At 37.0% G+C, this 15,403-nt stretch carries 11 protein-coding genes; 9 read left to right on the top strand and 2 right to left on the bottom strand.

The window, feature by feature from the left end; genetic code table 11:
- Positions 1-100 precede the first annotated feature (100 nt).
- Positions 101-2,371 (bottom strand): aconitate hydratase, encoded by a 2,271-nt coding sequence (locus H560_RS0104130; RefSeq protein ID WP_027378868.1) that lies wholly within the window; start codon positions 2,369-2,371, stop codon positions 101-103.
- Between the two features lie 60 nt (positions 2,372-2,431).
- On the bottom strand, positions 2,432-5,203 hold the full coding sequence (locus tag H560_RS0104135) for a bifunctional aconitate hydratase 2/2-methylisocitrate dehydratase (RefSeq protein WP_027378869.1): 2,772 nt from the start codon (positions 5,201-5,203) through the stop codon (positions 2,432-2,434).
- Positions 5,204-5,508: 305 nt separating this feature from the next.
- Here H560_RS0104135 and H560_RS0104140 point away from each other — a divergent pair, with 305 nt between their 5' ends.
- From H560_RS0104140 to H560_RS0104180, 9 genes are all read left to right on the top strand, one after another.
- A complete protein-coding gene (locus tag H560_RS0104140) occupies positions 5,509-6,279 on the top strand; it encodes a WG repeat-containing protein (RefSeq protein WP_155844954.1) in 771 nt (256 codons plus the stop codon).
- Between the two features lie 323 nt (positions 6,280-6,602).
- Positions 6,603-8,705: a TonB-dependent receptor gene (locus H560_RS0104145; protein WP_027378871.1), complete on the top strand. Its 2,103-nt coding sequence runs from the start codon at positions 6,603-6,605 to the stop codon at positions 8,703-8,705.
- Positions 8,706-8,936: 231 nt separating this feature from the next.
- On the top strand, positions 8,937-9,707 hold the full coding sequence (locus H560_RS0104150; RefSeq protein ID WP_027378872.1) for a hypothetical protein: 771 nt from the start codon (positions 8,937-8,939) through the stop codon (positions 9,705-9,707).
- Complete coding sequence (locus H560_RS0104155) at positions 9,695-10,219, top strand: acyl-CoA thioesterase (protein WP_027378873.1); 525 nt, start codon at positions 9,695-9,697, stop codon at positions 10,217-10,219. The genes H560_RS0104150 and H560_RS0104155 overlap by 13 nt, the downstream gene beginning before the upstream one ends.
- A 101-nt stretch (positions 10,220-10,320) precedes the next feature.
- Positions 10,321-10,713: a GxxExxY protein gene (locus H560_RS0104160; protein WP_228372412.1), complete on the top strand. Its 393-nt coding sequence runs from the start codon at positions 10,321-10,323 to the stop codon at positions 10,711-10,713.
- A 46-nt stretch (positions 10,714-10,759) separates the two neighbouring features.
- Complete coding sequence (locus tag H560_RS0104165) at positions 10,760-11,692, top strand: 2-hydroxyacid dehydrogenase (RefSeq protein ID WP_027378875.1); 933 nt, start codon at positions 10,760-10,762, stop codon at positions 11,690-11,692.
- Positions 11,693-11,818: 126 nt separating this feature from the next.
- Positions 11,819-13,081, top strand: coding sequence for a serine hydrolase domain-containing protein (locus H560_RS0104170; RefSeq protein ID WP_027378876.1), 1,263 nt, complete (start codon positions 11,819-11,821; stop codon positions 13,079-13,081).
- 25 nt (positions 13,082-13,106) lie between these two features.
- Positions 13,107-14,849, top strand: coding sequence for an Ig-like domain-containing protein (locus H560_RS0104175; RefSeq protein WP_027378877.1), 1,743 nt, complete (start codon positions 13,107-13,109; stop codon positions 14,847-14,849).
- On the top strand, positions 14,849-15,307 hold the full coding sequence (locus H560_RS0104180) for a heme-binding domain-containing protein (protein ID WP_027378878.1): 459 nt from the start codon (positions 14,849-14,851) through the stop codon (positions 15,305-15,307). The genes H560_RS0104175 and H560_RS0104180 overlap by 1 nt, the downstream gene beginning before the upstream one ends.
- Positions 15,308-15,403: the final 96 nt, after the last annotated feature.

Raw genomic sequence — 15,403 nt, forward strand, 5'->3', positions numbered from 1 at the left:
AGCAGTCGAGGGATTTTTGAATTAGCTTTTGGAATAACGTTAAATTAAAAAAGCAGCTCCAAGTGAAGCTGCTTTACCTATGATTAATTAAATCTAACAATTATTTCGTCTCTTGTTGCTTGATTAGATTCAGGGCAGAACCAGCTTTGAACCAATCAATTTGTTGATCGTTATAAGTATGATTTGCCATGATGATATCTTTAGTTCCGTCTGCATGAACAAACTCTAAAGTCAGTTGTTTTCCCGGAGCAAACTGATCAAGATCTAAGAAATTTACAGTGTCATCTTCCTGGATTTTATCATAATCAGCTTCATTTGCAAAAGTTAATCCAAGCATACCTTGTTTTTTAAGGTTGGTTTCATGGATTCTTGCGAATGATTTTACCAATACTGCTTTTACCCCAAGATGTCTTGGTTCCATGGCGGCATGCTCTCTTGAAGAACCTTCACCATAGTTCTGGTCTCCTACAACAATGGAAGGGATTCCTGCAGCTTTGTAAGCTCTTTGTACAGCAGGAACTTCACCGTATTCACCAGTCAGTTGGTTTTTAACTTTATTGGTATCCATGTTGTAAGCATTTACCGCTCCTATCAACATATTGTTCGAAATATTATCAAGGTGTCCTCTGTATTTCAACCAAGGTCCTGCCATAGAAATGTGGTCGGTAGTACATTTTCCGAAAGCTTTAATTAAAACTTTGGCTCCTGTAATATTTTTACCGTCCCAGGCAGGGAATTCTTCCAATAACTGAAGTCTGTCTGAAGTAGGGCTCACGTTTACCACAACAGAAGAACCATCTTCAGATGGAGCCTGATATCCGTTGTCTCCAACATCGAAACCTTTTGCAGGTAATTCAAAACCTTTTGGCTCGTCAAGTTTTACCTGATCACCGTTTTCTGCGGTTAAAGTATCTGTAATAGGGTTAAAATCTAATCTTCCTGAGATGGCAACTGCTGCTACCATTTCCGGGGAAGCTACAAATGCGTGTGTATTTGGGTTACCATCTGCTCTTTTTGCAAAGTTTCTGTTAAAAGAGTGAATAATTGAGTTTTTCTCTCCTTTTTCAGCGCCTTCTCTGTCCCATTGTCCGATACATGGTCCACAAGCATTAGTAAAGATTCTTGCATTTTCAAATTTTCTGAAAGAATCTAAGAATCCGTCTCTTTCTGCCGTGAATTTTACCTGCTCGGAACCAGGGTTGATTCCCAGGATTGCTTTAGGTTTAACTCCTTTAGCAACAGCATCTTCTACGATAGAAGCGGCTCTTGATAAATCTTCGTAAGAAGAGTTGGTGCAAGACCCGATTAATGCCCATTCTACTTCCAGCGGCCATCCGTTAGCTTCTGCTTTTGCTCTGAATTCTGCAACAGGAGTCGCTAAATCCGGAGTGAAAGGTCCGTTTAGGTGAGGAGTAAGTTCAGAAAGATTAATTTCAATTAACTGATCAAAATATTGTTTAGGATCTGCGTATACTTCAGCATCACCTGTTAAATGTTCTGCAATTTTATCCGCTGCATCCACTACGTCCTGTCTACCTGTAGCAGCCAGATATCTTCTCATAGAATCGTCATACCCAAAAGTAGAAGTGGTAGCCCCGATTTCAGCACCCATGTTACAGATAGTTCCTTTACCTGTTGCTGAAAGAGATTCTGCTCCTTCCCCGAAATATTCTACGATGCATCCTGTTCCTCCTTTTACGGTAAGAATTCCGGCAACTTTCAGGATAACATCTTTTGCAGAAGTCCATCCGTTCATTTTTCCGGTAAGTTTTACACCAATTAATTTTGGCATTTTAAGCTCCCAGGCCATTCCTGCCATTACGTCCACTGCATCTGCACCTCCTACACCTATGGCTACCATTCCTAATCCTCCTGCATTTACTGTGTGAGAGTCTGTACCGATCATCATTCCTCCAGGGAATGCATAATTTTCCAATACAACCTGGTGGATGATCCCGGCTCCCGGCTTCCAGAAACCGATTCCGTATTTATCACAAACTGAGCTTAAGAAATTGAAAACCTCAGAGTTTTTATTGATACCTTCCTGTAAATCAGCCTCTGCGCCTATTCTCGCCTGAATCAGGTGATCTGCGTGAGCAGTTGATGGAACAGCTACTTTAGCCTTACCAGCCTGCATGAATTGCAAAAGAGCCATCTGCGCCGTTGCGTCCTGCATTGCTACTCTGTCCGGAGCGAAATCTACATAGGAGTTTCCTCTTTCATAGGCTTTTGTAGCGTTACCTTCCCAAAGGTGAGCGTATAATATTTTTTCTGACAGTGTAAGAGGTTTCCCCACGATCTGTCTTGCCGCAGCAATTCTCTCTGGGTAGCGCTCGTACACTTTTTTAATCATATCAATATCAAATGTCATATCTTTTTAAATTAATGTTATTATTTTACAATGTATTGAAGGCCGGGATCAATGACTAAATTATTTTACCAGTTCCTTTACAGGAGGAGCAAATTTAGTAAGGTCAATACCTTCAACGGCAGCTTTATATTCTTCTATATTCGGAATACGTCCGATGATTGCTGATAAAACAACTACAGGGGTAGAAGCTAATAAAGATTCTCCTTTTTTACGTTCAGAATCTTCAACTACTCTTCCCTGGAAAAGACGGGTGGAAGTAGCCATTACCGTATCTCCTTTAGCTGCTTTTTCTTGGTTACCCATACAAAGGTTACATCCGGGACGCTCAAGGTACATCATGTTTTTGTATTCAACACGGGCTTCGCCTTTAGGAGCATTATCATCAAATTCGAAGCCAGAATATTTTTGTAAAACATCCCAGTCTCCTTCATTTTTAAGTTCGTCAATAATATTGTAAGTAGGAGCTGCAACCACAAGCGGAGCATTGAATTCTACTTTACCCTGCTGCTTTTCTATATTTCTAAGCATTTGAGATAAAATTTTCAAATCTCCTTTGTGAACCATACAAGATCCTACAAACCCAAGATCTACTTTTTTATCACCTCCATAATAAGAAAGTCCTCTGATGGTATCATGAGTATATCTTTTTGAAACATCTTCGTTATTTACATCCGGATCCGCAATCATAGGTTCTGCAATTGCGTCCAGATCTACCTCTACTTCAGCATAATACTTGGCATTGGCATCAGGAGTTAAAGCAGGCTTTTCACCGGATTTAATTTCAGCGATTCTCTTATCAGCCTTGTTGATTAATCCCTGTAGAACCTGATTATGGTTATCCATACCTTTATCAATCATGATCTGGATTCTTCCTTTTGCGATTTCCAGTGATTCAATTAAAGTATCATCTTCTGAAATATTGATGGAAGCTTTTGCCTTCATCTCAGCTGTCCAGTCTGTGAATGTAAATGCCTGGTCAGCAGGAAGTGTTCCGATGTGAACCTCAATGATTCTTCCCTGGAATACGTTTTCCCCGCCAAATTGCTTCAGCATCTGAGCCTGTGTAGCATGAACAACATCACGGAAGTCCATATATTCTTTCATTTCTCCTTTGAAAGTTACTTTTACGGATTCAGGAATTGGCATGGAAGCTTCACCTGTAGCCAATGCAAGAGCAACAGTTCCGGAGTCAGCTCCGAAAGCTACACCTTTAGACATTCTCGTGTGAGAATCCCCACCGATGATGATGGCCCATTCGTCTACTGTAATATCGTTAAGAACTTTGTGAATAACGTCTGTCATTGCATGATATTCACCTTTCGGGTCACGTGCTGTGATCAAACCGAAATCGTTCATGAATTTCATTAATTTAGGGATATTAGCCTGCGCTTTTTTATCCCAAACAGATGCGGTGTGACAACCTGATTGGTAAGCTCCGTCAACAATCGGAGAAATCACGGTTGCAGCCATGGATTCAAGTTCCTGGGCGGTCATTAAACCTGTTGTGTCCTGAGAACCAACAATGTTTACCTCCACACGAACGTCTGAACCTGCATGTAAAACTTTACCCTGAGGTAAACCAACTGCATTCCTGTTGAATATTTTTTCTACAGCAGTAAGGCCTTGCCCTTCAATAGAAACTTCTTTTGACGGAGCAAAAACCGGAGGGATATCAATTCCCAGGATATTAGCTGCAATAGTCTGTATTTTTTTACCAAATACGATAGCGTAAGATCCACCCGCACGGATAAATTCCATTTTCTGAGGAGTGAAAGCTTTAGAAATATCAATTAATTCTTTATCGCCGTTGTATAGTTTTTTGGTTTTTGTATTAATAGTAAGAACGGTTCCTGTAGCTACAGAATAGGCTTCTTCAAGGATTACTTCTCCTGCTTCGTTACGAACAGGGTTTCCGTTTTCGTCCAGTTTTTTCACCCAATTTTTAAGATCCAGCCCGATACCTCCCGTTACATCTACTGTTGTAAGGAAAATAGGGGAGATACCGTTAGTTCCTCCTACAATCGGGGCAATATTTACGAAAGGAATGTAAGGGCTTGCCTGTTTTCCGGTCCAAAGTGCTACGTTGTTTACTCCGGACATTCTGGATGAACCAACACCCATTGTTCCTTTTTCTGCAATAAGCATTACGCTTTTATCAGGATGCTGTGCCTGCAGCGCTTTAATTTCTGCCTGCGCTTCAGGAGTGATCATGCATTTACCGTGAAGTTCACGGTCTGATCTTGAGTGAGCCTGATTTCCCGGAGAAAGTAAATCTGTTGAAATATCACCTTCACCTGCGATGAAAGTAACTACTTTTATTTCTTCTGCAACTTCAGGTAATTTTGTGAAAAATTCTGCTTTTGCATAGCTTTCAAGAATTTCTCTTGCAATAGGATTGTTATTTTTAAAAGCTTCCTTCAGGCGGTCTGTATCCGCATCATAAAGGAAAACCTGTGTTTTAAGTACATTTGCTGCTTCTTTAGCTATGGATAAATCATCACCAAGAGCCAGATCTAGTAACACCCCGATAGAAGGGCCTCCCTTCATGTGTGATAAAAGTTCAAAGGCAAAAGCTGGCGTTATTTCTTCTACTACGGATTCACCTAAGATAATCTCTTTTAAAAATTTAGCTTTTACACCCGCCGCGCTTGTAGTTCCCGGTAATGTATTGTAAATGAAAAATTTTAGAGAATCAGCCCTGTATTCATTAGCTGTATCTTTAATTTGTGCAATGATTTCGCTTAATAATGCTGCGCTGTCAATTGGCTTTGGGTGAAGCCCCTGGTTTTTTCTTTCTTCAATTTCTTGGATGTAATCCTGATAAATATTCATAATAATAGAAGTCTTTTCAATCTTAAATGTAGACTATAAATTTTTAATAATTCAATAAACCTTTATAATTTGTTCCATTTTATAATTTGATTGATTATTTATTCCACCTGCAAAGAAGACGGTTTTTAATAACTTTGATGTCAAAAATCACTTCTTTCAAGACGTTTTAGATGATCAAACACTTAAAATGTTCCCAAATTTACGAAATTCTACTATTTTTTAAGTCTGAAATTATTTAGATTCTTTATAAATATGAATTTTATATTTTCTATTTTTGGTCGTATTTTTGCAGCCAAATGATGATTATGAAAAATGTAGCTCCATTTTTGTTCGTTTTTATTTCGGTTTTTGTTTTTTCCCAGGCTAAATCTGTGAAGAAATTGCCTGTAAAAAATGCTCCGAAAACTACCATAAAAAAAGTATCAGGCACAACAAAAAAAACTCCGGAACTGCCTGTTATAAATCCGGAGCTTCCACTTTTGATTCCAAAAAAGGAAGGTGATAATTTCGGGTATGTAAACCAGAAAGGAAAATTCATTATCAAGCCGGAATATCATATTGCCGTTTTCTTTTATGAGGACTGTAATCTTTTAAATTCTCCAAATGAAAAAGTGAGAAAATTCGGGACGGCAGATTATGCAACGGTAGAAAAAGATGAAATTTCTTACAGGATTGACAAAAAGGGAAAAAGAGTCTATCAGTTTAAGAAAGAAGATATTGCACAATGTGCGCACAAGGAATATATACAGCAATTGTTCCAGGCGTACACAATGAACGGCTTTTTCGGGATTATAGAAAAATCTGCTTTTAAAAATGCGCAAGATTACAGAGATTTTAAAATTTATCCACAGTATGATTATCTCTATATTCTGGAAGGGGATGATGTGGCCAATCCTATGATTATTGCCTCAAAAAACAATACTTTCGGAGTTATTGATGTAAATAATAATGTGATTATACCTTTTGAATATTCGGATATAAAAAGGAATTTCAGTTGGAAATTAGGGAAAATGTTCGATGTCTCCAAAGACGGCAAAAACTATTATTATGTAGATTCAAATAATAAAACGTATTAATTGTGAATACGAAGAAATCAAAGCATCCAGATAAAATTAAATTATTTTAATTAATGTCTTTTAAATTCAAAAATATTTTAATCCTAAAGGCGCATTTATAGAATTAATAAAATTTTAGTAATTTTGCCCCTGAAATAAAGGGGTGCTGTAACAAGCTGAGATTATACCCAATGAACCTGGAACGGGTAATGCTGTTTAGGGAATTTAAAATGTACCGATGGAACAGTGTATCAATATACCAATCATTGCTAGACTGTTAGATTTATAAATTGCTACATTATTTAATCCGCCCCTTTTATTCATTAAATTTTAAGATTTATAGAATGAAAGGATTATTTTTTTTAGGGCTTACCGTTGGCTCTGCTGCGTTTTTACAGGCGCAAAATACCGATTCCCTGAAAATAAGGGAAATAGAAGCCGTTAGTTTTACCAAAAGACTTCCTGTCGCCAAAGAAATCATTAATGTTGCAAAAGATATTGACAGCCGGAATTTAGGGCAGGATTTACCCATCTTGCTTAAAAATCAGACATCCATTATTTCTACTTCCGATGCGGGGAATGGTGTTGGCTATACAGGTTTCAGAATTCGTGGGATTGCCGGAAACGCGATAAATGTAATGATGAATGGTGTTCCATACAATGATTCCGAAAGCCAGGGAACGTTTTTTGTAAATGTGCCGGATCTTACCAGCTCTGCGTCACAAATTGTGATTCAAAGAGGGGTGGGAACTTCCAATAATAGAGCCGCTTTTGGAGCCAGCATCAATGTGCTTTCCAAAGATCCGGAAGAAAAGTTTTATCTTAAAACAGATGACAGTTACGGCTCGTTCAATACTTACAAATATTCTGCAGAAATAGGTTCCGGAAAGTTCTGTGGGAACCGTCTTTCCGTAATGGGCCGATATACACACATTAATTCTGACGGATATATTGACAGGGCTTTTTCAAAATTACATTCATACAACTTTACAGCCTTATTTGAAGAAGGAAAAACCAGAATTCGTTTAATGGCTTTCGGAGGTAAGGAAAAAACGTATCAGGCATGGAACGGAATCGACAGAAAAACCTGGGAAACAGACCCGAAATTCAATTATTCCGGAGCGATTTACAATGCAAACTGGGAAAATATTGTAGGGTTTTATGACAACGAAACGGATAATTACAGGCAAAATCATTATCAGTTACTTTGGGAACAGAAGTTTAATGACAGATGGAATTTAGAAACAACCTTACACTACACAAAAGGAAAAGGGTATTACGAAAATTACAAGCAGGGAGACCCTTTTGCACGATACAACTTAGCTGATGTAAATGGTGAAGAATATTCAGACTTTATCAGAAAAAAATGGCTGGATAATGATTTTTACGGGATAGTTTCTACGTTGTACGGAAAATTTAACAATCTTGATCTTAATTTCGGGGTTGTTGGAAACCAATATTACGGAAGACATTTCGGGAATGTGACCGGAGTTTTCCTGCCACAGATCAACGAGCATGAATACTACCGAAACCGTTCCGTGAAAAATGAGGTGGCCGGTTTTGCAAAAGCCCTAATCAGGATTAATAAATTTGAATTCTTCGGAGACTTACAGCTGCGTAATATAGATTATGATACAAAAATTCTTGCTGCCGGAGACGATGAAGGGGCTGATCTTGATAAAAACTGGCTGTTTTTCAATCCAAAAGCGGGCGTTAATTATCAGATTCCACAAGGGAAAATTTTCTTCTCCTATGCACATGCCCATCGTGAGCCCAACAGAGATGATTTGCTGGCAAACAACGATGTGAAAGCAGAAAAACTTCATGATTTTGAAGCGGGTTTTGAAAGACAATTCGGTGTAGTTTCATTTACTGCGAACTTATATTATATGTATTATGTCAACCAGCTGGTTTTGAATGGTGAACTTAATAATGTAGGCGCCTTCATTAGAACCAATTCAGGAAAAAGCTACCGAAGCGGAATTGAAGTGGGAGCACTGGCAAAACTTTCGAAACAATGGGAGATTAACGGAAATGTGAGCTTCAGCAACAACAGAAATTTAGATTTTAAAGTAGAAAATAACGAATCAACTAAAGATTTAGGTAATACGCAGATTTCTTTCTCGCCGGATGTTATCGCAAACCTGGGATTGAAATTTAATCCTACTAAAAATTTCCAGTTTGCTTTAATGAATCAATATGTCGGAAAGCAGTATCTTGACAATTCTGAGAATGAAGATTTACAATTGAAAGACTATCTTTTGACAGATTTTAATGCGCAATATCAATTTAAAATCAAAAATAATGACATCGCATTAAAGCTTTTGGTGAATAATATTTTCAACAAAAAATATGTGAACAACGGGGCAGTTTATGATGGAGCTCCTTACTATTTTTCCCAGGCCGGAACCAATTTCATGTTCGGGATCAGCTGGAAAATTCAGTAATCAATCAGGCTATATTTAAAATAAATTATAGTAAAAAGTAAAAGTTAGATTTTTAAGGCTGCTCCGGCAGTCTTTTTTTATCTGGGCTATTTCCTTCTAAATCTTTTCTTTATAAAGCCTTGACAAGGTTTTAAACCTTGACAAGGCTCATAGGCTTCCAAAGAATTTTGTCCTTTTTTCAAAAAATAAATCTCACCAAAAGTCATGAAAAAGTCATAAATTTGCCACCAAATGAATATTTCAGCTTACATTTTAGAATATTTGAAACAGTTTGGAACTGTTACGGTTCCCGGTTTTGGTGTGTTTTCTCTTGAAAATTCCAAAGCAATTATCAATTCCGAAAATGGGAGCATTCTTCCCCCGGCCAGCAAGATCGTCTACACACCGGATTATCAGGTGCGTTCTGAGGAATTATCTGCATTTATAGCCGGTCAGAAGCAGATGTCTTTGGAAGCATCCAATACAGATCTTCAGATTCAGACGGATTTTTGGAAGAAAAAACTGCAGGCGGACCAGACGTTGGAAATCCAGGGTTTAGGAACTATTTTTATTGAAGACGGAGTAACTCATTTCAAAGGAAACAGACTGCAGTCTGACCATCCTGACTTTTATGGTCTGGAAGAAATAAAAATTTCGGATATCAATAATAAAAATCTGAAGCCCAATGTTTCCGTAAATGTAGAGAAAGATTATAAATTTAATAAATCCATTCTTTGGGCTTTCCTCATTATTATTCCTGTTTTGGGAATACTTTATGTTGCTTATACACAGCAGGAGCTTCTTTTCGGGAAAAAATCCTTTGATAAAGCGAATATCTCCGTACAGACGAAGACCCACAGAATAGAAAAAGATACGGTGAAAGTTCAGGCTCATGTCCCTCCGGCAGCAGATTCTTTAAAAAAAGACTCTCTGGTGAAGCAAAAACCGACTCAGCCGGCAGCACAAAATGATGTCAAAAGTCCCGTAAACACAAACAACACTAAGACTAAATGGCAAAAATAAAAAAGGCGTCAGAATCTCTGACCATCATGACCAATATTGTTCTTCCGAACGAAACCAATTCTTTAAGGAACCTTTTCGGGGGAGAGCTTCTTGCAAAAATGGATCGTTGCGCATCAATTTCTGCGGCAAGACACTGCGAAAGAAGAGTGGTAACCGCATCCGTAAATCATGTTTCTTTCAATCATCCGATTCCGGAAGGAGGAGTAGTAGTGTTAGAATCCAAAGTTTCCAGAGCCTTTTCTACCTCCATGGAAGTTTATGTGGACGTTTGGCTGGATGATCCTATCAATCAGACGAAAGTTCATACCAATGCAGGAATTTATACATTCGTGGCGGTTGATGAGTTTAACAGGCCAATCCCGATTCCTGAAATGATCCCGGAAACAGATGAAGAAAAAGAAAGATTTGCAGCTGCTTTCAGAAGAAAAGAACTGTCACTTATTCTTTCCGGAAGAATGAAGCCTCTGGAGTCTGTGGAACTGAAAAAACTTTTCCAGGAACCAGGTAATTAAACACAAAAAACACAAATGATTTACACGAATTTTCTCAAATAATTTAAAGTGTTATTAGTGAGAAAATTAGTGTAATTTGTGTTTAAAATAAAAACACAAAGATGAAAACAGATATTTCAGAAAATGATATATCTAAAATTGTTTATGAATCAGGATATCTTGTTCATAAAGTTTTAGGTCCGGGACTTTTAGAAAGTGCTTACGAAGAATGTATGTTTTATGAACTGCAAAAACAGGGGCTTTTTGTGGAAAAACAAAAACAAATGCCTTTATTTTATGAAGATATAAAATTAGATGTTGGTTATCGGCTGGATTTATTTATTGAAAATAAATTTATAGTTGAAATAAAATCAGTTGAATTATTAAATGACTTGCACTTAGCTCAGATTCTTACCTATCTTCGATTAAGTAATTCAAAACTTGGGATGTTAATAAACTTTAATACGTATCAATTTAAAGATGGAGTAAAAAGGGTAATAAACGGAAAGCTATAGTTTTGTGTCATTTGTGAAATATTTGTGTCATTAGTGTTTAAATAATATGAAAATCCTCCTTTTAGATAAAAACCATCCATTAATCACCGAGCAGCTTTTAGCAAAAAACTTTATTCTGGAAGAAGATTTTACGTCTTCTTACGATGAGGTTTGCAGCAAAATAGAAAAATATGACGGTGTTATAATCCGAAGCAGAATTCCTTTGGATAAAAACTTCTTAGAAAAAGCAAAAAACCTGAAATTCATTGCAAGAGTAGGGGCCGGAATGGAAAATATTGATATTCCGACCGCAGAAAAATTAGGAATTCAACTGATCAATTCTCCCGAAGGAAACCGTGATTCTGTTGCAGAGCACGTTGTTGGGATGCTTTTAATTTTAATGAACCGACTTTTCATTGCCTCTCAGGAAGTGAAAAACGGAATCTGGCTGCGCGAAGAAAACCGCGGCGATGAATTAATGGGCAAAACCGTTGGCCTCATCGGTTATGGGAATATGGGAAAGGCAACGGCGAAAAGGCTTTCCGGATTTGGCTGTAAGGTTATTTTTTATGATATTTTGCCTGATCTTTCTGATGAATATGCTGCCCAGGTAAGTTTGCATGAATTAAAAGAACAGGCAGAAGTATTAAGTCTGCACATTCCTTTGACAGAAGAATCTTATTATCTTGTTGACGGGCCTTTTATTTCTGATATGAAAAACGATTTCTATTTCATAAACACGGCAAGAGGAAAAAATGTTGAAACGAAAGCTTTAGTTGAAGCAATAAAATTCGGGAAAGTAAAAGGAGCCTGCCTCGATGTTCTGGAATACGAGAAATCATCATTCGAAAATCTGGAAACAGAGAATGAGGATTTAAAATATCTTCTGGAGTCTGAAAAAGTAATTGTGACACCACATATTGCGGGCTGGACGGTTCAGAGTAAAGAAAAGCTGGCGCAGGTGATTGTAGATAAAATTGTAGCTTTATTCAGCAAATAAGAAGATAGTCTGATCAACTTGTTTGCTTTCCAGCCATTTCTTTTTGTGTTAAATAATTCATAATTCCTACTCAAAATATATTATTTATTTTCAGTTTTATTAAATTGCCGCTCATTTTCGAAACTCATGAAGAAGCGTAATTTTGTATTTGTTTTAACTGCCTTTTTATTCCTTTTTTCCTGTAAAAATAAATCTGAAAACAAAGAAACTGTTGCTGAAAGCAGCACTGATCTTCCCAATTATGGAAACGTAGATCTTAAAAACGTTTTCACAAAAGCGGATAGTGAAATTTCGGATAAATCTACTTTAGTAAGGTATATAGACCAGTATTATAAGAGGGTCTGGGAAGGGAGCAATCTTAGCGGTGGAATTTTGGTAGCAAAAGGAGACGAAATTCTTTATGAAAACTACAGAGGTTTTGCCAGAGAAGATAATCAGAAATCAATTGATAAAAACACACCGCTTCATGTAGCTTCTGTTTCTAAAACATTAACTGCGATGGCGATATTGAAATTGGTAGAAGCAGGAAAAATAAAACTGTCAGATCATTTAACAAACTTTTTCCCGGGTTTTCCTTACCCGAATGTTACCGTTAAAACTTTACTGGACCAGAGAAGTGGTCTTCCAAAATACGAATACTTCATCACAAAGATACAGCCGGCTCCCGCGGAGCTCTCAAAGACGTTCATTACGAACCAGGATGTATTAAATATGATTATTAAATATAAGCCTGAGCTCGCAAGGGAAACTGATACAGGCTTTATGTACTGCAATACAAATTATGCCCTACTGGCTTTATTGATAGAAAAAATAACTAAAAAGCCTTTTCCGCAAGCTATGAAAGAAATGGTTTTTGAGCCATTAAAAATGAAAAACACCTTTATTTTTCAGGAAAAAGATATTCCTACAGCTTCCCAGTCTTTTTATTATGGAGGGAACAGGCTGTATCCTTTAGACAGGCTGGATCTTATTTATGGAGATAAAAATGTCTATACAACGCCAAGAGATTTATATAATTTCTCAAAAGCTATGTTTTCTAAGGATTTTTTAAATCAGGATTTGAAGGAAATGGTTTTCACTCCCTACAGCAATGAAAAATTTGGAGTTAATAATTATGGTCTAGGCTTCAGGATGAAAATTTTTGATAATGGAGAAAAGCTGACCTATCACAATGGCTGGTGGCACGGGACGAATTCCGTTTTTGCACATTTGCTGAAATCTAAGGTTACTATTGTTGCTATCGGAAATAAATATTCAAACAGGGTATATACTGCTTTGGCTTTATCAGGTTTATTCGAGGATTTTCCGGCACAGAAAGACAAGCTTCACAGCATTATGAGCGATGAAAAAGACACATTGAGCGGTCATAGTGAAGTTTATGGAGAATAATGTTTATTTTTGCTTAAACATATTCATGAAAAGACTTCTTCTTTTATTCGTTATCGGTTTTCTTTTGCAATCATGTGCAAGAGTTGGTTCGCCTGTAGGCGGGGCAAAAGATACGCTGGCTCCGAAATTTTTGAGTTCAAATATTGATAGTGCAAGGATTAATGTTCCCCGGGATATTAAAGAATTGCGAATCGATTTTGATGAATATGTAACATTGAAAGATGTCAATAAAAATTTAAGCATCTCACCTCCCATTAAAAACATTACCCGGATCATTCCTTCCAATATTGCCAATAAGTTTATTCTGATCCAGTGGAGTGATACTTTAAAGGCCAATACTACTTATAATTTCAATTTCGGGAATGCCATAGCAGATAATAATGAAGCGAATGTTTTACGTTACTTTAATTTTGCATTTTCTACGGGAGAAAAATTGGATGATCTGTATATCAGCGGGGAAGTTAAAGATGCTTTGTCTATTAAAAAACCGGGCGAAAATAAGTTTGTAGTAGGTTTATATCAGGTAAAAGATACTATTGACTATAAGCAAAAGCCATATTATATCACAAAAGTAGATGATGACGCTTATTATGAATTAAATTACCTGGCTCCCGGAAAATACAAAATCATTGCCTTTGAAGATGAAAACGGTAATTCAATATATGATCCAGGAAAAGAAAAAGTAGGTTTTCAAAAGGAATCCGTGGATGTTGAAAAATCAGTTTCCGGGTTGAATCTAAAATTATTTCCATCAAAAAAACCGGTAAAATATCTTGAGATGAAAGAAGCGCCGGGCGGAGTTATTATGACGTTCGAAGGAAAGCCTGATGAGGTAAAAGTTCAGCCTTTAAATGAAAAAATCAAGGATTTTAAAGTTACACACACACCTAAATCAGATACGGTGAGAATCTGGTTTGATCCTGTGAAAAGTGACGTTGGGCAAACGGCAACGGAAAATTTGAAATTCGGATATAATGCAGGGGTAAAAAAAGATACTCTTTACAATGCCTCGCTGTTTTATAAGTACAATACAAAAAGTACAATGGACATTAACAGTGATAATGGAGGCGGAATGCTGGCTCCGAAAGCTGATTTTAAAATGAGCTCAAATTATTATTTAGATAAAATCAATACAGACAAATGGACATTGAGAACGGAAGGAGATTCCATCAATTCCGTCCCTTTTACTGCGAAAATCTCTGAAACTAATCCTTACCAGATTTTGGTGAAATCTGATTTTATTTCGGGGAAAAAATATCAGCTTACCGTTCCTAAAGAAACCGTTTCATCTTTTTATGCAAGAAACAGCCAGTCGAAACGTTTTGATTTTGAGATTGATAAAGTGGAGAATTTTGGAAGCTTAACCTTCAAGCTGCAAAATGCACCAACTTCCAGCTACTGGATTCAGTTGGTAGACAGCTCGGATAAAGTTCTTTTCCAGCAGTATACGAAAGGTGATGAAGTTAAATTTAACTTACTTAAACCGGGAGAATATATTGTAAGAATTCTTGTAGATAACAATGAAAATAAATATTGGGACGAAGCAGACTTCCTGAATGGTGTTTTTGCGGAAGATTCCTATACTTATTATAAAATGGTGGTTGTAAGGCCGCTTTGGGACAGCAATGAAGCATGGGATCTGAAAGATACAAGAGTTTTGGATACATCAAAGCTGAGCGTTCCGAAAACAGATTCCCAACAGCCGAAACAAGACCTAAAAACAAAAGAATTGCAGACTGATAAAGCTGTATTGACACCAACGAGGTAATGAAAACTTTTAAAAAAATACTTTTCTGGAGTTTATTAGGCTTTGCATTGATCCAATTTATTCCTACAGATAAAACGAACAAACCGGTAGATCATAAAGTAAATTTTGTAGATGCTAAAAAAACACCGCAAAAGATATCAGGATTGATAAAAAATGCCTGCTACGACTGTCATTCCGATGAGACAGTTTACCCGAAATACGCCTATATTGCCCCAATTTCATGGTCGGTGAAAAGTCATATCAATGAAGGCCGGGAACATCTGAATTTTTCCGTCTGGGAAACCTATAATAAAGATTTAAAGGAAAGCATGCTGAATAAATCTATACAGACCATTCAGAATAAAACAATGCCGATGCCGGGGTATATTGTGTATCACAAAGAAGCCAATCTTTCCGAAGCGGAAAGAACTTTATTGGTGAAATACTTTGATGAGATGCTGAAATCAAAAGCTTATTAGTTTAAATAAAAAGACCACGGATTTTACAGATTTTCACAGATGACTACGCATAACCATTTTAAAGACAGTTAAACATAAGCATCTGTGAAAATCTGT

Origin of the sequence: Chryseobacterium daeguense DSM 19388 (genome assembly GCF_000430825.1) — a bacterium.
GTDB lineage: Bacteria > Bacteroidota > Bacteroidia > Flavobacteriales > Weeksellaceae > Chryseobacterium > Chryseobacterium daeguense.